21 protein-coding genes are annotated in these 24,767 nt (G+C 45.6%); 7 read left to right on the top strand and 14 right to left on the bottom strand.

Annotation, left to right across the window (positions count from 1 at the left end; all coding sequences use genetic code 11):
- Together ACO59Y_RS00310 and pnp are read right to left on the bottom strand one after the other, a co-directional pair.
- Window positions 1-471 (bottom strand): tetratricopeptide repeat protein (locus ACO59Y_RS00310; protein WP_486129637.1); only part of this gene is annotated, 471 nt, incomplete at its 3' end.
- Window positions 472-556: 85 nt separating this feature from the next.
- Window positions 557-2,686, bottom strand: a complete 2,130-nt coding sequence (gene pnp / locus ACO59Y_RS00305; protein ID WP_486129635.1) for a polyribonucleotide nucleotidyltransferase — start codon at window positions 2,684-2,686, stop codon at window positions 557-559.
- Between the two features lie 238 nt (window positions 2,687-2,924).
- Between pnp and nanQ the strand changes: the two genes are divergently transcribed.
- Window positions 2,925-3,395 (top strand): N-acetylneuraminate anomerase, encoded by a 471-nt coding sequence (gene nanQ / locus ACO59Y_RS00300; protein WP_373603805.1) that lies wholly within the window; start codon window positions 2,925-2,927, stop codon window positions 3,393-3,395.
- Window positions 3,396-3,518: 123 nt separating this feature from the next.
- On the opposite strand, the gene bamE is transcribed toward nanQ, so the two are convergent.
- Window positions 3,519-3,929, bottom strand: coding sequence for an outer membrane protein assembly factor BamE (gene bamE / locus ACO59Y_RS00295; protein ID WP_373603804.1), 411 nt, complete (start codon window positions 3,927-3,929; stop codon window positions 3,519-3,521).
- Between the two features lie 62 nt (window positions 3,930-3,991).
- Window positions 3,992-5,008, bottom strand: a complete 1,017-nt coding sequence (gene yejK / locus ACO59Y_RS00290; RefSeq protein ID WP_486129632.1) for a nucleoid-associated protein YejK — start codon at window positions 5,006-5,008, stop codon at window positions 3,992-3,994.
- Between the two features lie 385 nt (window positions 5,009-5,393).
- Between yejK and ACO59Y_RS00285 the strand changes: the two genes are divergently transcribed.
- From ACO59Y_RS00285 to ACO59Y_RS00275, 3 genes are all read left to right on the top strand, one after another.
- Window positions 5,394-5,612 carry a YejL family protein gene (locus ACO59Y_RS00285; RefSeq protein ID WP_373603802.1) on the top strand — a complete coding sequence of 73 codons (219 nt, stop codon included), beginning with the start codon at window positions 5,394-5,396 and terminating at the stop codon, window positions 5,610-5,612.
- 1 nt (window position 5,613) lies between these two features.
- Window positions 5,614-7,359 carry a DUF3413 domain-containing protein gene (locus ACO59Y_RS00280; RefSeq protein ID WP_486129630.1) on the top strand — a complete coding sequence of 582 codons (1,746 nt, stop codon included), beginning with the start codon at window positions 5,614-5,616 and terminating at the stop codon, window positions 7,357-7,359.
- 218 nt (window positions 7,360-7,577) lie between these two features.
- A complete protein-coding gene (locus ACO59Y_RS00275; protein ID WP_486129628.1) occupies window positions 7,578-8,570 on the top strand; it encodes an amidohydrolase family protein in 993 nt (330 codons plus the stop codon).
- 112 nt (window positions 8,571-8,682) lie between these two features.
- On the opposite strand, the gene xerD is transcribed toward ACO59Y_RS00275, so the two are convergent.
- The 4 genes from xerD to pyrG all read right to left on the bottom strand — a co-directional run bounded on the left by xerD (window position 8,683) and on the right by pyrG (window position 13,149).
- Window positions 8,683-9,576: a site-specific tyrosine recombinase XerD gene (gene xerD, locus ACO59Y_RS00270; protein ID WP_486129626.1), complete on the bottom strand. Its 894-nt coding sequence runs from the start codon at window positions 9,574-9,576 to the stop codon at window positions 8,683-8,685.
- A gap of 21 nt (window positions 9,577-9,597) precedes the next feature.
- Complete coding sequence (gene panF / locus ACO59Y_RS00265) at window positions 9,598-11,034, bottom strand: sodium/pantothenate symporter (protein WP_486129624.1); 1,437 nt, start codon at window positions 11,032-11,034, stop codon at window positions 9,598-9,600.
- Entirely contained in the window at window positions 11,031-11,303 is a 273-nt protein-coding gene (locus ACO59Y_RS00260) for a YhdT family protein (RefSeq protein WP_373603797.1), read from the bottom strand. The genes panF and ACO59Y_RS00260 overlap by 4 nt, the downstream gene beginning before the upstream one ends.
- A gap of 217 nt (window positions 11,304-11,520) precedes the next feature.
- The gene (gene pyrG / locus ACO59Y_RS00255) at window positions 11,521-13,149 is read right to left on the bottom strand and encodes a glutamine hydrolyzing CTP synthase (protein WP_373603796.1); all 1,629 of its coding nucleotides are present in this window, start codon (window positions 13,147-13,149) and stop codon (window positions 11,521-11,523) included.
- Window positions 13,150-13,367: 218 nt separating this feature from the next.
- Here pyrG and glmU point away from each other — a divergent pair, with 218 nt between their 5' ends.
- Window positions 13,368-14,738 carry a bifunctional UDP-N-acetylglucosamine diphosphorylase/glucosamine-1-phosphate N-acetyltransferase GlmU gene (gene glmU, locus ACO59Y_RS00250; RefSeq protein WP_486129621.1) on the top strand — a complete coding sequence of 457 codons (1,371 nt, stop codon included), beginning with the start codon at window positions 13,368-13,370 and terminating at the stop codon, window positions 14,736-14,738.
- 59 nt (window positions 14,739-14,797) lie between these two features.
- Here the strand turns inward: glmU and folB are convergent, their stop codons facing one another.
- On the bottom strand, window positions 14,798-15,154 hold the full coding sequence (gene folB / locus ACO59Y_RS00245) for a dihydroneopterin aldolase (protein WP_373603794.1): 357 nt from the start codon (window positions 15,152-15,154) through the stop codon (window positions 14,798-14,800).
- Window positions 15,155-15,236: 82 nt separating this feature from the next.
- Here folB and plsY point away from each other — a divergent pair, with 82 nt between their 5' ends.
- Window positions 15,237-15,836, top strand: a complete 600-nt coding sequence (gene plsY, locus ACO59Y_RS00240) for a glycerol-3-phosphate 1-O-acyltransferase PlsY (RefSeq protein ID WP_486129619.1) — start codon at window positions 15,237-15,239, stop codon at window positions 15,834-15,836.
- Window positions 15,837-15,929: 93 nt separating this feature from the next.
- On the opposite strand, the gene rpoH is transcribed toward plsY, so the two are convergent.
- From rpoH to rapA, 5 genes are all read right to left on the bottom strand, one after another.
- Window positions 15,930-16,775, bottom strand: coding sequence for an RNA polymerase sigma factor RpoH (rpoH, locus tag ACO59Y_RS00235; protein WP_373603792.1), 846 nt, complete (start codon window positions 16,773-16,775; stop codon window positions 15,930-15,932).
- A gap of 155 nt (window positions 16,776-16,930) precedes the next feature.
- On the bottom strand, window positions 16,931-17,668 hold the full coding sequence (rlmB, locus tag ACO59Y_RS00230; protein ID WP_486129617.1) for a 23S rRNA (guanosine(2251)-2'-O)-methyltransferase RlmB: 738 nt from the start codon (window positions 17,666-17,668) through the stop codon (window positions 16,931-16,933).
- Window positions 17,669-17,770: 102 nt separating this feature from the next.
- A complete protein-coding gene (gene rnr, locus ACO59Y_RS00225; RefSeq protein WP_486129615.1) occupies window positions 17,771-20,149 on the bottom strand; it encodes a ribonuclease R in 2,379 nt (792 codons plus the stop codon).
- A 262-nt stretch (window positions 20,150-20,411) separates the two neighbouring features.
- A complete protein-coding gene (gene rluA / locus ACO59Y_RS00220) occupies window positions 20,412-21,089 on the bottom strand; it encodes a bifunctional tRNA pseudouridine(32) synthase/23S rRNA pseudouridine(746) synthase RluA (RefSeq protein ID WP_486129613.1) in 678 nt (225 codons plus the stop codon).
- A gap of 4 nt (window positions 21,090-21,093) precedes the next feature.
- Window positions 21,094-23,871 (bottom strand): RNA polymerase-associated protein RapA, encoded by a 2,778-nt coding sequence (gene rapA / locus ACO59Y_RS00215; RefSeq protein WP_486129732.1) that lies wholly within the window; start codon window positions 23,869-23,871, stop codon window positions 21,094-21,096.
- 194 nt (window positions 23,872-24,065) lie between these two features.
- Here rapA and pnuC point away from each other — a divergent pair, with 194 nt between their 5' ends.
- Window positions 24,066-24,749 (top strand): nicotinamide riboside transporter PnuC, encoded by a 684-nt coding sequence (pnuC, locus tag ACO59Y_RS00210; protein WP_486129611.1) that lies wholly within the window; start codon window positions 24,066-24,068, stop codon window positions 24,747-24,749.
- The last annotated feature ends 18 nt before the right edge of the window (window positions 24,750-24,767 follow it).

Below are 24,767 nucleotides of genomic sequence, written 5' to 3'. Positions count from 1 at the left end.
GCGTTCGACGTAATAAAAATTTAAACCACGATTAAGGTGGGTATAGTCATAACTCGGATCCAATTCCAGCGCCGCATTGAACGTCTCCAGTGCGCCGTCGTAATCTTCTTCAAGCAATAAGTAAAGCCCCAAATAGTTATACACGGAAGCCATTTTCGGCTGCAATGCAAGGGCTTGCGTAAAGTCGTAACGAGCGAGTCCCCATAATCCAAGAGAATCGTATAGTACACCGCGCTCGAAATGCATGGCAGCGCGTTCTTCGTTACTCATTTTTCCAACTAAAAGTACTTGGCTAATACGTACAATCATCACTTCTTGTTCAAAGTGCGTATTCGGATTTTGTTCAGCAAGTACAATTCGATTGTTAGATACAAAAGCACCCTCGGACCGGACACAGCCGGTAAGGAACAACACCGCACATAGGCTAAATAAATAGGCTATAAAACGACGAAATAATCGAAAACACAGCATCTGCTTTCTTTTTGTACGAATAGTGAGTTGGAAAATAACAAAACTTGATGGCAATGCCACCAAGTTTTGATTGGGTTAACCAAGATTATTCTTGCTCTTCGGCAAGTTCTTCTTGGTTGCTTTCTGCTTCCTGTTTAGGCGCAAGATCTTTCATGGTTAAACGGATACGACCTTGACGATCGATTTCTACTACTTTCACCATCACTTCTTGCCCTACTTGCAGGTAATCGCTGACTTTTTCCACACGTTCTTCGGCAATTTGCGAAATGTGAACCAAGCCCTCTTTATTACCCACGATAGCCACAAATGCACCGAAATCTGCTAAGCGGGTCACTTTACCTTTGTAAACCGCACCGGCTTCCACTTCGGCGGTGATGTCTTCGATACGCGCCATCACATCTTGTACTGCGTTTTTATCTACGGCAGCGATTTTTACTGTACCGTCGTCATCAATATCAATGGACGTACCAGTTTCTTCAGTCAACGCACGAATTACCGCACCACCTTTACCGATCACATCTTTAATTTTCTTTGGATCGATCTTCATGGTGTAAATACGCGGAGCGAAATCAGAAATATCCGCACGTGGCGCCGGAATAGCTTGTTCCATCACACCAAGAATGTGCATACGGGCGCTTTTCGCTTGATTTAATGCGATTTGCATGATTTCTGCGGTAATACCTTCGATTTTGATGTCCATTTGAAGTGCTGTGACACCTTCACGAGTACCGGCTACTTTAAAGTCCATATCGCCTAAGTGATCTTCATCTCCAAGGATATCGGAAAGCACGACGAATTTATCATCTTCTTTCACCAACCCCATCGCAATACCTGCTACCGCCGCTTTAATCGGCACGCCGGCGTCCATTAACGCAAGGGATGCACCACACACAGAAGCCATAGAAGAAGAACCGTTAGATTCAGTGATTTCAGACACCACACGTACCACATATGGGAATTCGGCTAAGGTTGGCATCACTGCTGCCACGCCACGTTTCGCTAAACGACCGTGACCAATTTCACGACGTTTCGGTGAACCAATCATACCGGTTTCACCCACGGAATACGGAGGGAAGTTATAGTGGAATAAAAAGTGATCTTGGCGCTCACCGGTTAATTCATCAATGATTTGCGCATCGCGTTCGGTACCTAAAGTAGCAACTGCTAGGGCTTGAGTTTCGCCACGGGTGAAGATGGCAGAACCATGAGTACGCGGTAACACGCCGGTGCAAATATCCAATGCACGAACAGTATCAACGGTACGTCCGTCAATACGAGGTTCGCCCGCGATAATACGACCGCGCACGATTTGGCTTTCAAGTGCGGTGAAAATATCAATAATTTTGCCTTCGCTGACTTCTTCATCTTCAGCAGTAATTTGTGCAACAACGTCAGCTTTAATCGCATCGATTTGCTCATAACGCGCTTGTTTTTCAGTGATACGATACGCATCGCCTAAACGCGCTTCAGCTAACGCTTTTACTTTATTAATTAAATCAGTGTTTGGTTCAGGTGCAACCCAATCCCAACGTGGTTTACCGGCTTCAGCAACCAATTCTTTAATCGCCTCAATCACTACTTGTTGCTGTTGGTGACCGAATACAACCGCAGATAACATTTGTTCTTCGGTTAAAATATCCGCTTCAGATTCAACCATCAACACGGCTTTGTCGGTTCCCGCCACCACTAAATCCAAACGGCTTTGTTTTTGTTCATTCATGGTCGGATTTAACACGAATTGACCGTTAATGAATCCTACACGTGCAGCCCCGATCGGACCGTTAAACGGTACGCCGGACAATGAAAGCGCTGCAGATGCACCAATCATCGCCACTAAATCCGGGCTAATTTGCGGGTTTACTGAAACAACGGTGGCAACTACTTGAATTTCATTGAAGAAACCTTCCGGGAATAACGGACGAATCGGACGATCGATTAAACGGGCAATCAAAGTTTCGCCCTCAGATGGACGACCTTCACGTTTGAAGAAACCGCCTGGAATACGGCCGGCGGCATAAGTACGTTCTTGATAATTTACGGTTAACGGAAAGAAATCTTGGCCTTCTTTCACGTCTTTTTTGGCCACTACAGTGACGAATACGGTGGTATCGTCCATGCTTGCCATTACAGCAGCCGTCGCCTGACGGGCAATGGCACCTGTTTCTAAGGTGACGGTATGTTGACCATATTTAAATTGTTTAACAATTGGATTCACAATGTTTTCCTTTAAATTACATTAAAAATAATGCTTTATTTTCCAGATTGCGACTAGCAAAAGAAATCTATCGCCAATTAACCACCGTTTAAAATCTCTTTTGATAGCCGCACGCTAACACAGAAAATAAAGCTCGCGTATTATACAGATGTTTTGAGGTGATTGGTAACTTTATTTCGTATGGTCAACTTGCTATCATGGGATAACTTTTATTCACATATTCATACAAGGAGAGAATATGATCATCAGCAGCCTTACCAATCCAAACTTTAAAGTGGGTTTACCGAAAGTAATCGCGGAAATTTGTGATTATTTGAATACATTAGATTTAAATGCGTTGGAAAATGGTCGCCATGATATTAACGATCAAATTTACATGAACGTAATGGAACCGGAAACCGCCGAACCAAGCACTAAAAAAGCGGAATTGCACCATAACTATTTAGACTTGCAAGTATTAATTCGCGGTGCGGAAAATATTGAAGTAGGCGCAACTTATCCGAACCTCGCCAAATACGAAAACTATAACCAAGCCGATGATTATCAGCTCACCACGGCAAATATCGAAAACAAATTCACCATCACCTTAGTGCCGAAAATGTTCGCCGTATTCTATCCGTACGAACCACATAAACCTTGCTGTATTACGGGCGAAAAAGCGGAAAAAATAAAAAAACTAGTGGTAAAAATCCCGGTTAAATTAATCTAATTTCTCAAAATAAATAAAAAGAGTTGATCGAAAAATACGCTCAACTCTTTTATCTACTCTCTATCTATAATGTTTAATACCAATTAAACGGAACACCTACATTACAGACAAACCCAAGAATTACTAGAATGTCCACCAAGATTTCTTATTACCCTCGCCGTTACGTTCAATAATGGTGTTATTCTCACTTTGCGATGCCACTTCCGGCAACGGTTTATCCAAATGTGTTTCCGTTACAACACCGCTTTGGTCAAATTTTACGGTGAAAGTATGTTGGTCAGGCGCTTGATAGGCTCGCTGTTGCAAGAACACATAATACCAAGTCAAATTGCTATAAGGGTCAATTAAAACCGGCGTACCAAGCAAATATTGTACTTGTTGTGCAGTCATACCTTGTTTGACTTGCGCCACATTGGTGGCTTCCAAATAGTTGCCTTGTGGCACGTCAATGCGATAAACCACTTTTTCAACCGTAGAACAAGCCGAAAGGCTTAATGCCAATACAGCGACGCCCAAAAGAATTTTAAATTGCATTTTCTTTACCTATCCTTGCAAAATTTTGTGAAATAATACCCAAACTTAAAAATATTGCCAAACTAATTCTCGGCTTTTAAAGCCTTTTCCAATTGGTCTTTTAAGTTAGGCGGTAAACCGTTAATACTTAACGTATCCGTCATCGGATCCCAACGAACGCGCGTATTAAGTAATTCCGCATCAAAAGTTAGGCTAATGCCTTTACCTGAACCGGAAAATTTAGTGAGTGATTTTAACGCCGAACGCAGTGGAGGAATGTGTTCTTCTAAACCGTAATTTTGTTCTTCCGCAAAGGCGACAAAAGGCCGCTCGTTTAGAGTCGGCAAGCTGTCGGAAAGTTCAGTCAGGGCGATATCTTCACCGCCGGCAATCTGCCCTTTGCAATATTCAAACACTTGTTTTTTTACTGCTTGAGCTTGCTCTTTATTCAACTCCCCTTGCTCACAATAATCGCTCACAGCCTGCAATAAACACTGGTTTTGCAGTTGCGGATTCAATCCTTCTTCCGCCCCCAAAAAATCCATAAAGAAATCGCTGATTTTGCGCCCTACGCGCCCTTTAATAAAGGTCAGATAACGATTGGACTTGGCGTTTATTTGCAAATCGGTCAAATTCACCCGTGCAGCGATATCAAATTGCGTAATATCAAGATATTCCGTGCGACGAATATCCAAGTGTTCGTCCACCCACATACTGTGGCGGCTATCAAGCAAGGCGATAAACAAATAATCGGTGGCGAGGAAATTGTATTGACATAACACAAGTGTACCACTATCGGCAAAGTTATATTTGCTTAATTCATCCGCCAAAAGCTTTGTCGAATATTGGCTGAAATCTAAAAATTCTGTTTCTTTTTCTAGTAAACGATTTAATTGTTGCGCAAATACCGAATTATCTTGAAACACACCGAAAGCCTTGGCTTTATTTTGATAGCCTTGATGCAACTGCAACATCATTTGTTCCACCTCCGCCGTGATCGGATGTAACTCGTTACGTAAAATGCTTTCCATTTTATTATCGTCACCATCGATTCGCTTAATTAATTGGTGCAACACGATTTGATTTACAGTAATGCTCATTTTCTTTTCCTTTGTTAAAAAACATCGACATTATGCTGCGGCAAATGCACAAAACGATTGCCGAATCGTTTGACGGACTTATCTAACCGTTAGCAAAAATCCGAGCACTTCGCCAACAGCACCGCATTGAACGCCATTCCAATGCGGTGCTATTTGGGAAGTTCAAAAAATAACATTGCTTACACTTCAAACACGCCCTTGTGAAGCCGAAATTCCTCAAATATTACCTAACCGGCATTATTTCAGCGTTGGGCAAGCACAACATAACGTCGCGAAACCTCGCGAATTATAACCGCTCTCTTTTAGCAAGAAAAAAGAAATTATTTAGATTCGGGCAAATAATCGGGTATGATAAGGCAACTTTTTTTCCCCTTTTCAAACAAAAATGGCTCAATCTTCCAAATACTCCGACGCGCAATTAAGCGCCATTGTCAACGATATGATCGCGGTGCTGGAAAAACACCAAGCGCCGGTTGACTTATCCTTAATTGCCCTCGGCAATATGACAAGCAACTTGCTCGCCACCAGCGTACCGCAAACGCAACGCGAAGCCTTGGCGCAAGCCTTTGCCAGTTCTTTAATCAATGCAATAAAAACTCACTGATATGATCAGCTTTAAAAAAGGCGACTTCAACGGTAAACAATACCGCGACGACACCTCGCGAAAAATTTCGTGGGGTCATTGGTTTGCCTTTTTTAACATTATTATTGCGATTTTTATCGGTTCCCGTTATGCCTTTTTAATCGACTGGCCGGACACATTGGGCGGGAAACTTTACTTTTTCGTCAGCCTGCTCGGACATTTTAGTTTTAGCGTCTTTGCCGTCTATTTATTGGTGGTCTTTCCGCTAAGTTTCGTCATTAAAAATCACCGCACTTTTCGTGGCTTAACAGTCATTCTGGCGACCATATTCATCACATTATTACTTTTTGATACTGCCGTATTCAGTCGTTTCAATTTGCATTTATCTTCCATTGTATGGAACTTATTGGTAAATCCCGAAAATGGCGAGATGTCGCGCAACTGGCAAATTTTCTTTGTGCCGATGCCGATGATTTTGCTGGTGCAAATGCTTTTTTCCCGTTGGAGCTGGGAGAAACTGCGTAGTCTTGAACGCCAAACATGGCTGAAATATGTCGGCGTATTTTTCACTGTGACGTTCATTGCCTCTCATTTAATTTATGCTTGGGCCGATGCCTATTTATATCGTCCGATTACTATGCAACGTTCTAATTTCCCGCTGTCTTACCCGATGACCGCACGTTCTTTTTTAGAAAAACACGGTTTATTGGATGGCGAAGAATATGAACAAAAATTAGCGCAAGAAGGGCGTTTGGACGCATTAAAAATCGGATATCCTAAACATCCTTTAACCTTTAGTGCCACGGAACATAAGCCGAATATTTTGCTAATTACGGTTTCCGGCTTACGTTACGATGCGGTTGTCTCTGAAAAAATGCCGAAACTCGCCGAATTTGCCCTTCGTTCGACTCAATTTACCAATCATTATAGTAGCGGCAACACAAATAACGCAGGATTAGTCGGCTTGTTTTACGGGTTAAACGCAAACTACACGGATAGTATTTTAAGCAATCACACTCCGTCCGTACTTATTGAAAAACTGCGAACAGAAAAATACCGCTTCGGTTTGTTCTCCGCTTCGGGCTTTAAGGACAGCTTATTTCGTCAAGCCTTGTTCCGCGGCATGGCGTTAGCGAAAGAAAAAACGACGAACGAAAATGTAGTCAAACAATTCAATGAATTTATCGCTCAAAAATCGGAAACGCCTTGGTTCGTCTATCTTGATTTAGATTTAAACGCAAAGGACCCGATAGAATACGAACGCGTTCTCGCACAAACAGATCCGTTATTCGAACAAATTTTAACCGATTCAACGTTAGAAAATACCTTAGTGATCATAACGGCCGAGCACGGTTTAAGTTTCAACGAAATGCATAAGAAAGATCAGCGCAATTATTTTGGCCGTGATGAAATTCAAGTGCCGCTGTTAGTGTTCTGGAAAGATTTGCCGGTCGGCGTTGCAAGCGCATTGACCAGTCATACAGATTTATTGCCGGCATTAATGACACAAATTTTTAATGTGCAAAATCCGTCGAAAGATTATGCTCAAGGTCGCAATTTATTTGATTTGCGAGGCGATGATTGGGTATTAGCGTCAAATTATCGCTGGAACGTATTAATCCAACCTGACGGTACGCAATATCATCTAGACCGCAAAGGAAACTACAAAAAATTCGACCGCGCTTATCAAGAACAATCCTCCGATCGCCCACCGCTAGGGCTATTCTTAGAAATGTTTAAGAGCGAAAATTCCTTTTTTGATAAATAACGACAAGGCGTTTATCCGCCCGCCCGGTCAAAAAGAAATAGCTTTTTTGCGACTGAAACTTTATACTTCCGGCCCAGTTTAAGACTGAAAAGATGTTATTAATGGAAAATCCGTGAGTTTTTCATAACATTGCCACAATGCTTCTCGCCGCGCCCGTCGAGCCGTTTCAATTAATACGCTTCTCGTCTTTTTATCCTCATTCTTTTTACGGAGTTTGTATGAAAAGCCATGTTCGTAGTTTCAAAACATTTATTCGCGATGAAATCATTAAAAAAGGCGGTTGGGTCAATGCCCACGCCCATGCCGATCGCGCCTTCACCATGACGCCGGAAAAAATCGGCATTTATCACAACAGTAATTTGCAACAAAAATGGGATTTGGTGGATGAAGTGAAACGCACGTCCAGCGTGGATGATTACTACGCTCGTTTCTGCCAATCCATTGAATTAATGATTTCCCAAGGGGTCACCGCATTCGGTACGTTCGTAGATATCGACCCGATTTGCGAAGATCGCGCGATTATCGCGGCACATAAAGCCCGCGAAGTTTACAAACACGACATCGTTTTGAAATTTGCCAACCAAACCTTAAAAGGCGTGATCGAGCCAACCGCGCGCAAATGGTTCGATATCGGCTCCGAAATGGTGGATATGATTGGCGGTCTACCGTATCGTGACGAACTGGATTACGGCCGCGGCTTAGAGGCGATGGACATTTTGTTAGATAAGGCGAAATCTCTTGGCATTATGTGTCATGTGCACGTGGATCAGTTTAATAATCCGAACGAAAAAGAAACGGAGCAACTTTGCGACAAAACCATCGAGCACGGCATGGAAGGGCGCGTGGTAGGCATTCACGGCATTTCTATCAGTTCGCATCCCAAAGAATATCGCTACCGACTTTATGAAAAAATGCGTAAAGCAAAAATGATGATGATCGCCTGCCCGATGGCCTGGATTGACAGCAATCGAAAAGAAGATTTAATGCCGTTCCACAATGCATTAACGCCGGCCGACGAAATGATTCCCGAAGGCATTACTGTGGCGCTTGGCACCGATAATATCTGCGATTATATGGTACCGCTTTGCGAAGGCGATTTATGGCAGGAACTAAGTTTGCTCGCTGCCGGTTGTCGTTTCCCGCATTTAGACGCCATGGTAGATATCGCCAGTCTTAACGGGCGTAAAGTGCTCGGACTGGAGCCGGTTTAAGCGCGCTGTAACGGTCGGCATAAAAGCAACGCAACGAAGTGCCAGATCAGCACCGCATTGAAATAGGTGTTGAAAGAAAGAGCGGTCAAAACTTAAGCTTTGACCGCTCTTTTTATCCTCTTGGATGAAAACGTTCGTGCAAATATTTCAAACGTTCTTTTGCCACATGGGTATAAATTTGCGTGGTGGAAAGATCGCTGTGACCAAGCAACATCTGCACCACCCGCAAATCTGCGCCATGATTCACCAAATGGGTGGCAAATGCATGGCGTAACACGTGTGGCGAAAGCGCATCAGCATTGATGTCTGCCAATATTGCATAATGCTTAATGCGGTGCCAAAACGTCTGTCGGGTCATGGGTTTGGCGCGTCGACTAGGAAAAACAATATCGGTGCTTTGCCTGTTTAACAGCTGCGGCCGTCCATAAAGCACAAACTGACGCAGCCAATAGGCTGCCTCTTCCCCCATCGGCACAATGCGTTCCTTGTTGCCCTTACCGATAACGCGCACTGCGCCTTGTTGCAGGTTCATATTTTCAATGGTCAGCGAAACTAATTCAGTGACGCGTAGGCCGGTGGCATAGAGTAGTTCCAGCATTGCTTTATCGCGCAATTCGAGCGGAATTTCCACGTTGGGTGCGTTCAATAAATCGCTAACTTGTTGTTCACTTAAATATTTCGGCAAACGGCTTGGCAGTTTAGGCGAACTAAGCAGCGCGCCGGGATCATCGGTGCGGTATTTTTCACGATACAAATATTGGAACAATTTGCGTACCGCGCTTAACAGTCGAGCCGTACTGCTGGCTTTGTAACCTTGCGCCAAGCGTTCCCCCAAAAAACCTTGCAAATCCACCGCATCCAAGGTTTCTAAGGATAAATCATTTTTCTCCAACCAATCACACAACGCATTCAAATCTAACCGATAAGATTGCACAGTGTTTTGCGACAGCCCTTTTTCAAGCCAATAATCGTTGAGGAAAAGATCGATAAGTGCGCGGTTGTTCATAGAATCAACATTATTTTAAGATTATAAAAATTTTGGCGTCGTTTTTTCGCCCCATCGATTACCAATTAAAAACGCAACTAAACCAAATGCCAAAGCCGGCACAATTTGATGAAAACCAAGTAATTTGACGCCCAATTGCGTGAGCAAAATATAGCTGCCTAGGCCGACGAGCATTGAACTCAGCGCACCATAAGCATTGGCCTTGTCCCAATAAATGCCGAGCACGATCACCCAAAGAAAAGCGGCTTCCAGCCCGCCGAAAGCAAACAGATTTAGCCAAATGATCATATCCGGCGGATTAAGCGCAGCGATAATTAAAAGCGCGGTTAAAATTAGGGTAATAACGGAAGAAATATAACCGATTTTTTTCTCGTTTTTAGCCGCTTGCGGTTTAGCCGAAAGGTATAAATCTTTCACGAAAATAGACGAAGATTGAATTAATTGCGCGTCAATAGTGGACATAATTGCAGACATCGGTGCTGCCAAGAAAATCCCGGCTACAATCGGCGGCAGCACTTGCAACATTAAAGTCGGAATAACTTGATCGGCGATCTTCAAATCGGGAATAATCGCGCGACCGAGTGCGCCCGCCAAATGCATACCAAACATAATCAGCGAAAGTACCAGCGTGCCGATCAGCATACCGCGATGCAAGGCTTTACTGTCTTTAAAGGCCATACAGCGCACGGCGGTATGTGGTAAGCCTACTACACCAAAACACACCAACACCCAAAAAGATGCCATAAATTGGAAGCCGAACATCTCGTCCGGGCCATAAGGACTGACTAACGCCGGATCAATTTCGGTTAATTTATGCATCGCATTTTCCACGCCGCCCAAGGCATAAAGCGTGCCGCCAAGCAAAATCAGGGTGCCGACAATCATCACCGTGCCTTGAATGGTGTCCGTTAAAACCACCGCACGAAAGCCGCCGATAAAGGTGTAAATGCCCACAGTTAGGGCAAACAGTAACAAGGCTTGGGTGTAGGAAATGCCGATGGTGGTTTCCAGCAAACGCGCGCCGCCGATAAATTGCACGGTCATCGCTGCAAAGAAAGCAAGCAACAAAGCAAGGCCGGAAAGCCATACGAGATATTTGTTTTTGTAACGATAAAGGAATAAGTCGTTAATGGTCAACGCATTGGTTTCGCGCGAAAGCAAAGCAAATTTTTTGCCTAGTGCGCCCAACGCTAGCCATACCGCCGGAACTTGAATCATCGCCAACAACACCCAGCCCAAGCCGTATTTATAAGCCGCCCCCGGACCGCCCACAAAAGAACTGGCGCTGGCGTAGGTGGATGCGGTGGTCATCGCGAGCACAAAACCCGTCATTGAACGATTGCCGACGTAATATTCCGTTAAAAAATCGCCCTTGGTACGTTTCACATAAGCATAAATCGCTGCGCCGAAAATAAATGCGAGATAAATGATTAAAGGAAGAATAATTCCCAGATTCATTGCTTATTCTCCTTTTCGTGTGTTTCGGGCGCATTGATTTCAAGCGAAATATCCAGGTAAACGATTTTGATCACCCAATAGCCGATCACAAGAAATAAAATCGGTAAATAAATGCAAGAAAGTTCGAACCAAAGGGGAAAACCTATCGGCCCGGTGGTGTTTTTCGGTAGGTAGGCGCATAAACACCAGCCAATCACATACAAAACGGACAGTCCTAAGGCCCATCGCGCTTCCTTGGCGGCTTGCTTGTATCGTTGTACTAATGTCATAAAGTTCTCGTTTTAAATTAAGAATACGGTTCCAATGCGGTGCTATTTCAATGCGGTGCCGTTTCAATGCGGTGCTATTTGAGCAGGCTACCGGCAAAACCGCAGTGTAAGCGGGTTTAAAGTAAAGTGATGCCGATAGTTGTCGGCGCATACTAAATAAAAAAGTGCAATCCGTTTTTTTTTAACCGCACTTTTAAATGTTTAACTGAATTTCTGCTTATTTTTTATGATTTTCATAAGCCGCTTTCACGAAACCGGCAAACAGCGGGTGACCGTCTCGCGGCGTGGAAGTGAATTCCGGGTGAAATTGACAAGCGACAAACCAAGGATGGTTCGGAACTTCGATAATTTCCACCAATTTTTTGTCGGCGGATAAGCCGGTCACTTTCAACCCCGCTTTTTCGATTTTCGGCAATAACACGTTGTTCACTTCATAGCGGTGACGATGGCGCTCTTCAATCGTTTCTTTACCGTAAAGCGCGCGTGCGCGGCTGCCTTCCAACAAATGACATTGCTGTGCGCCCAAACGCATGGTGCCGCCGAGATCGGACGCGTCGCTGCGTACTTCGGTATTGCCTTCGGCGTCTTGCCATTCGGTAATCAGCGCCACGACAGGTTGTTCACAATTTTTATCGAATTCGGACGAGTTTGCTTTAGTTAATCCCGCTACGTTACGCGCGTATTCAATTAAGGCAATTTGCATACCTAAACAAATGCCTAAATACGGAATGCCGTTTTCACGCGCGTATTGTGCAGTAAGAATTTTGCCTTCTACACCACGATAGCCGAAGCCGCCCGGCACTAAAATGCCGTCTATGCCTTTTAAGACTTCAACGCCTTTAGTTTCTACGTCTTGCGAGTCGATATATTTGATGTTTACGCTTAAACGATTAGTTAAACCTGCATGCTTTAAGGCTTCGTTGACGGATTTGTAGGCATCCGGCAATTCGGTATATTTGCCCACCATGCCGATAGTCACTTCGCCCACCGGGTTAGCTTGTTTATAAAGCACTTGCTCCCATTCGGAAAGATCGGCTTCCGGACAATCTAAACGGAAACGCTCACAGACGAAATCATCCAAGCCCTGAGATTTTAACAAAGCGGGAATTTGATAAATTGAGTTCACGTCTTTTAGTGAAATTACCGCGCGTTCCGGCACGTTACAGAATAAGGCGATTTTAGCGCGTTCGTTCGGCGGAATCATACGGTCGGAACGGCAAATCAACACATCCGGCTGAATTCCGATGGAAAGTAATTCTTTTACGGAATGTTGGGTCGGTTTAGTTTTCACTTCACCGGCGGTAGGAATATAAGGCACTAAAGTCAAGTGCATAAACAAGGTGTGCTCACGACCGACTTGCACCGCCAATTGGCGCAAGGCTTCCAAAAACGGCAGCGATTCGATGTCGCCTACAGTTCCCCCCACTTCTACGATCACCACATCATGCCCTTGCGCGCCGGCGATGACGCGATCTTTAATTTCATTGGTAATGTGCGGAATCACTTGAATGGTGGCGCCAAGATAATCACCACGACGTTCTTTGCGTAATACTTCGGAATAAATTTTGCCGGTGGTGAAATTGTTCCGTTTGGTCATTTTGGTGCGAATAAAACGCTCGTAGTGACCTAAATCCAAATCGGTTTCCGCGCCGTCTTGCGTCACGAAAACTTCACCGTGTTGGGTCGGACTCATGGTACCCGGATCGACATTAATATACGGATCCAATTTCATGATGGTGACGTTTAAACCACGCGCTTCTAAAATTGCCGCCAACGATGCCGCCGCAATGCCTTTACCTAGCGATGAAACCACACCACCAGTGACGAAAATATAATTTGTAGCCATAGGGAACCTAATCTTGTTGGGATATAAATGATTATAGCTAATCATCTTGCCAAAAATTTCACCGGAAAAGCGGTGAAAATTGAAGAGGATTAGCTATCAAAGACGGGGCGCTAGTTTACAGGATTTGCAGGATTAACTCAACGGAATAAAACGAACTTACGCTCTGACACGTTCTACGCTAGAATATGCCCAATTTTTTGTTCACCAAGAGAGAATTTATGACAAACAAAACACTAAGCGCCGTTATTTTAGCCGCGGGGAAAGGAACACGAATGTATTCAGATTTACCGAAAGTATTGCACTGCGTAGCGGGCAAACCGATGGTGAAGCATGTGATTGATACGGCTACCGCATTGGGCGCGGAAAACATGCATTTAATTTACGGTCACGGCGGCGAATTAATGCGTGAACGTCTTGCCAACGAAAAGGTGAATTGGGTATTCCAAAACGAGCAACTCGGTACCGCCCATGCCGTGCAGCAGGCGGCGCCGTTTTTCAAAGACGATGAAAATATTGTCGTACTTTACGGCGATGCGCCACTAATCAGCGTCGAGACCCTAGAAAAACTGATTGCGGCGAAACCAGAAAACGGCATTGCGCTTTTAACCGTGAATCTTGATAACCCGACCGGCTACGGCCGCATTCTTCGCGAAAACGGCAATGTGGTGGCAATCGTCGAACAGAAAGATGCGAACGCCGAGCAATTAAAAATTCAAGAGGTAAACACCGGCGTCATGGTATCCGACGGTGCAAACTTCAAAAAATGGCTGGCGCGTGTGGATAATCACAACGCGCAAGGCGAATATTATCTAACAGACTTAATTGCCCTCGCAAACCAAGACGGCTGCCAAGTAATGGCGGTACAAGCCGGCGATGCAATAGAAGTGGAAGGCGCGAACAATCGCTTACAGCTTGCGGCGTTAGAGCGTTATTACCAACATAAACAAGCGCAACATTTATTACTTGCCGGCGTGACCTTGCTCGATCCGGCGCGCTTTGATTTACGTGGCACGCTCGAACACGGTAAAGACGTAGAAATCGATACGAACGTCATCCTTGAAGGAAATGTACGTTTAGGCAATCGCGTGAAAATTGGCGCAGGTTGCGTGTTGAAAAACGTGACGCTTGGCGATGACGTAGAAGTGAAACCTTATTCCGTACTGGAAGATGCCGTTATCGGCGAAAAAGCCGCCATCGGACCTTTCTCCCGTTTACGTCCGGGCACGGAACTCGCGGCGCAAACGCATGTCGGCAATTTTGTGGAAATCAAAAAATCAATCGTCGGCAAGGGCTCGAAAGTAAATCACCTGACTTATATCGGCGACACTGAAATCGGCGCGGATTGCAACATCGGCGCAGGCGTCATCACCTGTAATTACGATGGTGCAAACAAATTTAAAACCCTCATTGGCAATAACGTTTTCGTCGGTTCCGATACCCAATTGGTCGCACCGGTAATCGTCGAAGACGGCGCCACCATCGGAGCCGGTTCAACCATCACGCAAAATATTGCGAAAGACGAACTGGTCATCACCCGTGTGCCACAACGTCATATTCAAGGCTGGCAGCGTCCGAGCAAGAAAAAATAACACATACAAAATCCCGCCTGATGCGGGATTTTTGTTAAGCGTAATTAATTTTCGCCGAATCATTCCAACGAACCTTTTTCCACCACCACGCCAACGGACTTCGCTTGCGGCACCGCATTGGGTTTGCTAAGTTTCAGGCGTAACCATTGAACGCCAAAACGCGTGTGCAATTTTTCCGCCACCTCGTAAGCGACCCGCTCCACCAATAAAAACGGCTTCGACTGCACGTAATCCAGCACAAATTGGCTTACTTCCGCATAATTTAAGCAATATTGCACGTCATCAGTTTGTGCGGCTTTCCGGCAATCCCAAGCCATTTCGATGTCGAACACGAGTTTTTGTTTGATTTGTTGCTCCCAATCATATACGCCGATTTGAGCGAACACGCTTAATTCTTCGATAAAAACACGATCCACGGTAAATTCCTCCAAAATTGTTAGGGTATGCTACCAAGTTTAGGTAAAATACCGAACGATTTTTAGCATTTCGAGGTACAAAATGAGCCTTTTTGCCGTTTTTTATATGATTTTTGCCTATCTTTTAGGCTCCGTTTCCAGCGCAATTTTAATTTGCAAAATGGCGGGCTTGCCGGATCCGCGCCAAAACGGCTCGCACAACCCGGGCGCAACGAACGTATTACGCCTCGGCGGTCGTTGGGCGGCACTCGGTGTATTAGTGTTCGATATTTTAAAAGGTATGTTACCGGTATGGGCGGGCTACTATCTTGGTTTAAGCCAGTTCGAACTGGGCATGGTGGCGCTCGGGGCTTGTCTGGGGCACATTTTCCCGATTTTCTTTCAATTTAAAGGCGGCAAAGGCGTAGCCACCGCATTCGGCGCCATCGCCCCAATCGCTTGGGCGGTTGCCGGTTCCACTTTCGGTACTTGGCTCGCAGTATTCTTGGTAAGCGGCTATTCTTCCTTAAGCGCCGTCGTCACCGCATTACTTGTACCATTTTATGTGTGGTGGTTTAAACCGGAATTTACTTTTCCGGTAGCATTGGTCAGTTGCCTGTTAATTTATCGCCATCACGACAACATTCAACGTTTATGGCGCGGGCAGGAAGACAAAATGTGGTCGAAATTTAAAAAAAACTAAACAGGGTTTCCAATGCGGTGCTCAATCGCACGGTCACTCGCCTGTCAATATTCAGAAACAAAAAACCTGCCACTTCGGCAGGTTTTTGCTTTATTAAAAGCTGACGGCGCTCTTTAGTTTTTTCAAGGCATTACTTTCAAGCTGACGAATCCGCTCTGCTGACACATTATATTTTGCCGCCAAATCATGCAATGTCGCTTTGTCATCGTCCAACCAACGGGCTTTGATAATATCTTGACTGCGCGCATCAAGCGCTTTCAATGCGGTGCTCAATTGCTCGGTCGCTTGGTTTTCAAAATTTTCATTCTCCAACTCGGCCGCAAAATTCGAACTTTGATCTTCCAAATAAAGCGCCGGAGAATAAACGGTTTCGGCGTCGGCATCCGTAGGCAAATCAAAGCCCACATCGGCACCGGTCATACGGGATTCCATTTCGATGACATCTTCTTTGGACACGCCTAATTCGTTTGCCACCATATCCACTTCATTTTCGTTGAACCAACCCAAACGTTGTTTGGTTTTGCGCAGATTAAAGAACAATTTGCGTTGTGCTTTGGTCGTCGCTACTTTCACGATACGCCAGTTTTTCAACACATATTCATGAATTTCCGCTTTAATCCAATGTACGGCAAAAGACACCAAGCGCACGCCCACTTCCGGATTAAAACGTTTCACCGCCTTCATTAAGCCAATATTGCCTTCTTGAATCAAATCCGCTTGCGGCAAACCATAACCGGAATAACCGCGCGCTACGTGGATAACAAAACGAAGGTGTGATAACACCAATTTTTTCGCCGCATCAATATCTTCGTGATAATACAAACGCTCTGCCAATTCTTTTTCTTCCTCGGCGGTCAGCATCGGATATTCATTTGCCGCACGAATATAGCCTTCGATACTGCCTTGAGGAACCAACATCATTTGTGTTTCTTTATCCATTTTTTCCCTCTTTCTTTTAGCTGTTACCGCTTAGTGAGTCAAGTTATAGCACAATAAGTCATTTTATTGAACCGATTTGTGCCTTAAGACAGGTTTTACCGATTGAAAGTTCAATTATTTTATCAATTTTTAATAATTAATTACAAATAGAACAACTACCCTAAACGCTGACGCACGATTTCAAACAAACACACTCCGGTAGCCACCGAAACATTCAGCGATGATACAGAACCGGCCATCGGAATACTGATAAGTTGATCGCAGTGTTCGCGGGTTAAACGTCGCATTCCCTCGCCCTCCGCCCCCATCACAAGCGCTAACGGGCCGGTCAACTTAGTTTGATAAATCGTTTCCGCCGCTTCTCCTGCCGTACCCACCACCCAAATATTGTAGTTTTGTTGCAAATCGCGCAAGCTACGCGAAAGATTGGTCACGCGAATTAACGGTACGCTTTCTGCCGCACCGCAAGCCACTTTACGGGCAATTGAAGTAAGCTGCGCCGATTTGTCTTTCGGTACAATTACCGCATCCACACCGGCGGCATCCGCCGAACGCAAACAAGCGCCGAGATTATGCGGATCCGTCACGCCATCTAACACTAACAACAACGGATTTTGTTTGTTCGCCAAAATCGCGTCAAGATCGTTTTCATTGAATTCTTTCGCCGCCTGCACGCGTGCAATCACGCCTTGGTGCACTTCACCGTTGGCTTTTTTATCTAAGGTTTGGCGATTGACAAACTGTACACCGATACCAAGCTCGTAAAGTTGATTTAACAATGGCTGCAAACGTTTATCTTCACGCCCTTTTAACACGAAAACTTCAATTAGACGTTCCGGCGCATGGGCTAAAATACTGTTGACGGCGTGAATACCGTAAATTTGTTCTGACATAGGATTCTCTTTTTACTTTTTATTATCCGGCTGCTCCACCAAGGGCGAAGAAAGGCATCTCAATGCGGTGCTAATTTGCCCTTTCACTTGCCGAAGCTTTAATCATGCGGGCTTTCGCACGGATTTCTTAGGCACGGATTTCTTAGGCACGGATTTCTTAGGCGCAGCCTTCTTTTTCGTGGTATTTTTACCGCGTTTCGAGGTGTTTGGTGGTAATTCTTTAAAAACTTTTTTCGCCCTTGTTTTGGCGGTTTTGCCTGCTCGGCGAGGTTTGCGTTCGCTGCCGACAAGGGAAAAATCCACCATTTTTTGTGCTAAATGCACCGCTTCCACGCGAATACGCACCTTATCGCCCAGTCGATATTGCATTCCGCTGTTTTCGCCGATTAAGCGCTGTTTCGCCGCATCCAATTGATAATAATCGTTTTCCAAAGAAGAAATATGCACCAATCCGCTAATCAATAAATCGTCCAAGCGCACGAATAAGCCGAAACTCGTTACGGAAGAAATCACACCGTTAAATTCGCTTCCGATGTGATCCTGCATATATTCGCACTTCAGCCAATCAGCTACTTCGCGCGTGGCTTCGTCGGCGCGGCGTTCGGTCATGGAGCAATGCTCGCCCAGTAAATCTATTTCTTCCACCGAATAATGGTAACCGCCGCTATTGGTAGTTTTGCGTTTAGCGCCTTGTTCTTTGGCGAGCAAATATTTAATGCCGCGATGCAGCGTGAGATCGGGATAACGGCGAATCGGCGAAGTAAAATGGGCGTATTCTTCCAATGCTAAACCGAAATGCCCGATATTATCCGCGTTGTACACCGCTTGGCTCAATGAACGCAGCAACATGGTTTGAATTAATTCGTGATCCGGCCGCGCTTTCACTTTTTCCAATAGCGCCGCGTAATCTTTCGTGGTTGGCTTTAACGCGCCGCCTAATGTCAAACCGAGCTCGCTTAAAAAGCTGCGGAACGATGTTAGTTTTTCTTCGCTCGGCGCGGCGTGAATACGGTACAGTGCCGGTTCTTTATGTTTTTCCATAAAATTCGCCGCCGCAATATTTGCCAAAATCATACATTCTTCAATGATTTTATGTGCATCGTTGCGCACCACGGGTTCAATGCGGTCGATTCTGCCCATGGCGTTAAAAATAAACTTGGTTTCGATGGTTTCAAAATCAATAGCACCGCGTTGATGGCGCGCGCTGAGCAAGGCTTGATACAAATGATGAAGTTCTTCCAAATGCGGCACAAGAGCAGCATAACGCTCACGCAATGCTTCATCACCTTCCAGTATGTTCGCCACTTTTGTGTAAGTTAACCGCGCATGGGAATTCATCACCGCTTCATAAAAGCGATAATCCGTCAGTTTACCTTTGGCGGAAATTCGCATTTCGCACACCATGCACAAGCGATCCACTTGTGGATTTAAAGAACACAAACCGTTCGATAAAATCTCCGGCAACATCGGCACCACGCGATTCGGGAAATACACGGAATTGCCGCGATGATAGGCTTCCGTATCCAATGCCGAGCGCAAACGCACGTAATAACTCACATCCGCAATCGCTACCCAAAGTTTCCAGCCTTTGCCGTGTTTTTCGCAGTAAACGGCATCGTCAAAGTCGCGCGCGTCTTCGCCATCAATGGTGACCAACGGCAAAGCGCGTAAATCCACGCGGCCTTTTTTCGCGTCTTCCGGCACCTCTTCGCTGAATTTTTTCACGTATTTTTCCACCGCGCTTGGGAATTGGTGCGGAATATCATGATTGCGCAAGGCAATTTCCACTTCCATGCCTTTCGCCATATTGTCGCCCAGAATCTCACGGATAACGCCGACAGGTTGATTAAAGCCGGCGCTGCGTTCTTGTAATTCCACTACAACGACTTGTCCCATACGGGCGCCATTGCGGTGTTCATTTGGCACCAGAATATCGCGCCCAATGCGGTTGTCATCCGGTACCACATAAGCGAAACCATTTTCCAAAAAGAAACGACCGACAATTTGTTTTTTGCGATTTTCCAACACGCGCACAATACGTACTTCACGCCGCCCACGGCGATCCAAGCCCATCGGTTGCGCCAATACGAAATCGCCGTGCATCACGCGTTGCATTTGATGATTCGGAATAAATAAATCGTCTTTTTGCCCTTCCACCTGCAAAAAGCCAAAGCCCTCGCGATGGCCGATGACGGTACCTTTGAGCAAATCCAATTTTTCCGGAAGCGCATAACGTTTGCGTTTGGTAAACACAAGTTGCCCGTCATTTTCCATCGCGCGCAAACGGCGGCGTATTCCTTCAATTTGTTTTTCGTCATGAATCGAAAGTGCGGTCAAAATTTCTTCCCGATTCATCGGCGCGTTATTCCCGCGAATCACGTTTAAAATAAACTCACGGCTTGGAATCGGATTGTCGTATTTTTCTACTTCCTGCTGATAATGCGGATCTTGGTATGCTAAATTTTTTTGCTTTTTTGCCATTTTCTTTTGTTACTTAACATCTAAAAAATCGGGAGGAGTTTGACACCGTAGGGCGGAGAATGCAAGGAAAGAAAATCGGCCCCATTGATAAGTACAAATGATAAGTAAAAATGATGAATACAGTTAATGAGTGCAGATGATAAATGGGTTTTGCAGCAAGCGGAAATTCATAGCTTAAAATAGCACCGCATTGGAGCGCCTTCCAATGCGGTGCTATTTTTAACGTCCGTTTGCGCGTTGTAACGCTTGTATATCAGAGACGTCATATCGCGTTTTTGCTTTGAAAATTTGCTTCTGCCCGAAATGTCATGGGCTCAGCCGTAATCGGGTGAGTAATGGTGAGTTGTTCCGCGTGCAAACAAAGGCGCGATGCCATGCTTTTTGCCTGCGGATGAGCGTAAAATTTATCGCCTAAAATCGGATGACCGAGCGCTAACATATGTAATCGAAGCTGGTGCGAACGTCCGGTAATCGGCGTGAGTTTTACACGCGTGCTGTTGTTCGGTAAACGTTGTAAAACTTCAAATCGAGTAACCGCGCTTTTGCCGAATACAAAATCCAAGCGCTGGCGCGGGCGGTTTTCCCAGTCGCAAATCATCGGCAAATCGATTTCGCCGCGATCTTCTTTAATATGTCCCCATACCAAAGCTTGATAATATTTTTTCGGTTCACGTTCGCGAAATTGGCGTTTAAGTTCTTTATCTGCAGCCTTGCTTAAGGCGAATAAAATGATGCCGCTGGTCGCCATATCAAGACGGTGCGCCGGTTCGCAAAAACCAAATTTTTCTTTCACGCGGCTCATCGCGCTGTCATGATATTGCGGTTGGTTGCCCGGCACGGAAAGCAAGCCACTCGGTTTATTCACCACGCAAAGATGATTGTCTTGATAAATAATGTCCAAATAAGGTTCCATCGGCGGATGGTATTCAATCAACACCATACGATTATTCCTTGTTTGTGATGATGACGCGCAAACTGTCCAATCGCCAATTGGCTTTGGCAAGTTCCTGCAGGGATTGGTCGCGTTGTGCGCTCAAAATCTCAATTTCAGTTCGACGAATATTTTTATTCACTGCTTGCAACGCTTGCAGACGATGAAGTTCCGCGCTTAAAGTTTGGTCGGCAAGCTGTTGCGCCTCGGCGATAACCGCTTGCGCCAAGGGCTCAATGCGGTGCTCTCCGACGAGTAGCAGCCGTTCTAATGTTGGTCGTGCCATTTTTATCATTTTATTTGCCACTTCCCGTCCGAGCGGTTTAAGTTTGTCTTGTAAGGTTTCAAAGGTCACTTGGGCGGCAATGTCGTGGCCTTTGTTATCAAGTAATAAACGAATCGGCGTCGGCGGCAAAAAACGACTAAGTTGCAGCCCTTTCGGCGACTGACTTTCCACCAAATACACCAATTCTAATAACAATGTACCGGCCGGCAATCGTTTATTGATAAGCAGCGCCGCAGCGGCTTTGCCGATGTCGCCCGAGGCGATTAAATCGATTCCTTGACGAATCATCGGATGATCCCAAGTGAAAAATTCCAGTTCTTCGCGCGCAAGCGCAAGATTGCGATCAAAAGTTATCGTTACGCCTTCTTCTTTTAAGCCCGGAAAGTCCGGCACCAGCATGGTGCCGGTCGGCGTAATTACAATGCTGTTCTCGCCCAAATCCTCTTGTTCCACGCCGATAATATCGAATAAATTCAGCGTAAAGTTCACCAATTCGCTTTCGTTATCTTGCGCCGCGATGGCTTCGGCTAAAGCTTGCGCTTGCTCGCCGCCGTTAGAATTGAGTTCCAACAAGCGATCGCGGCCTTTTTCTAACTCAAGTGCAAGTTTTTCGCGCGCTTCTTGGGTTTGCTTAATCAACGACGCAAAAAACGTTTCAGAAATTGAGCGCACTTTCGCCAGTTCATCGGCGAAACGTTCAAATAACGCCATGCCCGTCGAACTGCTTTGTACAAAGGCGTTCAAGCCTTCGTGATACCAACGGGCCAGTTTTTGCTCCGCCGAACCTGCTACGCAGGGCACGTAAATTTGCACGTCGCGCAACTGCCCGATGCGATCCAAGCGGCCGATAGATTGCTCCAATAAATCGGGATTTTGCGGCAAATCGAATAAGACTAAAGTACAGGCAAACTGGAAGTTACGCCCTTCCGAACCGATGCTTGAACTAAGCAACACCTGCGCCCCCTGTTCCGTATCGGCAAAATACGCCGCGGCGCGGTCGCGTTCGACAATCGACATGTTTTCATGGAACAGCGCGGCGCGAATGGCTTCTTTTTCACGCAAAATTTGCTCCAACGCCATCGCGGTCTGCGCACTTTGGCAAATCACTAATACTTTTTCAGCGCGCCGGGTTATAAGAAAATCTCTCAGCCATTGCGTTTTCACCGCCTCTGTTTCGGATTCATTTTCCGCTTGCAACGTAATTTGATGATAAATACGACGCGGAAAACCCTTCACGCCTTGACGCGTATTACGAAACAAAACGCGGCTGGTGCCGTGACGATCAATTAAATTTTGTATCAATTCTTGGCGTGCGTGTTGCCGTGCTTCCGCGTTATCGGAAGCCATCGCACGAAATAGCGGTGCGGCATCTTGCTCACCCAATAAATCGGAAATATGATTTTTTTCTGCTGCGCTTAAGGCGTTGTTGGCAAGCAAAGATAGCACCGCATCGGCAACCGGTTGATAGTGCTGTTGCTCTTTTTGGAACGCGGCATAATCAAAGAATCGCTCCGGATCGAGCAGTCGCAAGCGGGCAAAATGGCTTTGCCGACCGAGTTGTTCCGGCGTAGCGGTGAGCAATAACACGGAAGGCGTGGCTTGAGCGAGTCGCTCCACCAATAAATAGGCGGGACTTGGTTCTTCTTCGTACCAAACCAAATGATGCGCTTCGTCCACAATTAAACAATCGAAACCGGCGGCAAGTGCCTGTTCGACGCGTTGAGGCGAATCAGCCAACCAATCCAACGCGCAAATAATCAGCGCCTCCGAGGCGAACGGATTCTCACCGCCGGCGGCAAAATCGGCGCAACGTTCTTCGTCGAATAAGGAAAAATGCAAATTGAAACGCCGCAACATTTCCACCAGCCATTGATGTTGCAGGGTTTCCGGTACCAAAATCAACACGCGCTGCACTTTTTCGGCAAATAACTGATTTTGCAAAATCATGCCTGCTTCAATGGTTTTTCCTAATCCCACTTCGTCCGCCAACAACACACGCGGATTTACGCGATTGCCTACTTCGGCGGCGATATGTAATTGGTGCGGAATCAGCCCCGCGCGAACGCCACGCAGCCCGCGTAATGACGATTTGAATTGCGCCCGTTGATGTTGCAAAGTGCGATAACGTAAGGCGAAATGATGGCTGCGGTCAAGTTGCGCCGAAAAAAGACGATCTTTTGCAGAGCTGAACGAAATAAGCGGTGAAATATCGCTTTCTTGCACAATCATCCGTTCACCCTGCGAATTTTTCACTAAATAGAAATTCAGCCCGTTTAGGTGTTGAATATCCTCAACATTGCCTTGCCAACCTTCTTTATGGCTAAGAAGTTCGCCCTTGTTAAATTGAATGCGCATAAGCGGCGCTTGGGCTACAGAATAAATTCGTGTTTCATCCGATGCAGGAAAATGGAGCGTTACAGTGCGCGCATCAAATGCGGTGACTACGCCTAATCCAAGATTATTTTCAGTTTCGCTCAACCAACGCTGACCAAGGGCAAAGGGCATCATATCGTTCTTTCTTTTTCGTTCGTTTCGGTACGGGGCGGCTATTGTAGCCCGATTAAAAGGGAAAGCAACGAAAACTGTGATCTGCTTCACAGTCATAAGAATTCCCGCCTTTGTCGCTTTACTTTGAACTTTACTTTGAAAAAGTGCGGTGCAAAAATGGCGCGGATTTTCATTTAAAAACGGAGTAAAAAATGAATTGGTCTGAACGTTTAAAACGCGAATTTTTATCCGGTTGGAAGCCTTTTGAAGTGATTTGGCTGACCCTTTTTGTGCTTGCGCAAATTTGGGCTTATATCCAAGCACCGGACTCTTGGCTGGCGATGATTTCCGGGATTTCCGGGATTTTATGCGTGGTATTGGTGAGTAAAGGAAAAATCAGTAACTATTTGTTTGGACTGATTTTTGCCTACACTTATTTTTATGTAGCTTGGAGTGCGAATTTTTTAGGTGAAATGAACACGGTGCTTTATGTTTATTTGCCGTCGCAATTTATCGGTTATTTTATGTGGAAAAACCATATGCAAAACGACCACGGCGGCGCAAGCGTAGTGGCAAAAGCGTTGAGTGCAAAAGGTTGGACAACCTTAATTATTGCGACTGCCGTCGGTACTTTGTTATTCGTGCAGGCATTACGCACGGCCGGCGGCAGCTCCACCGGTTTGGATGGACTGACCACCGTTATCACCGTCGCCGCTCAATTATTGATGATTTTGCGTTACCGCGAACAATGGTTGTTATGGATCGCTTTAAACGTGCTTTCCATTGCACTTTGGGCAGAAACCCCGGCGATGTATTTAATGTACGGCGCGTATTTGCTGAACTCCCTTTACGGTTTTTACAACTGGAGCAAATTGGCCAAACAAGCCGACGTTTAAAATTTTGCTAAACCGAAC

This window comes from Rodentibacter sp. (genome assembly GCF_057314195.1).
This window is presented reverse-complemented; position numbering and strand designations above follow the sequence as displayed.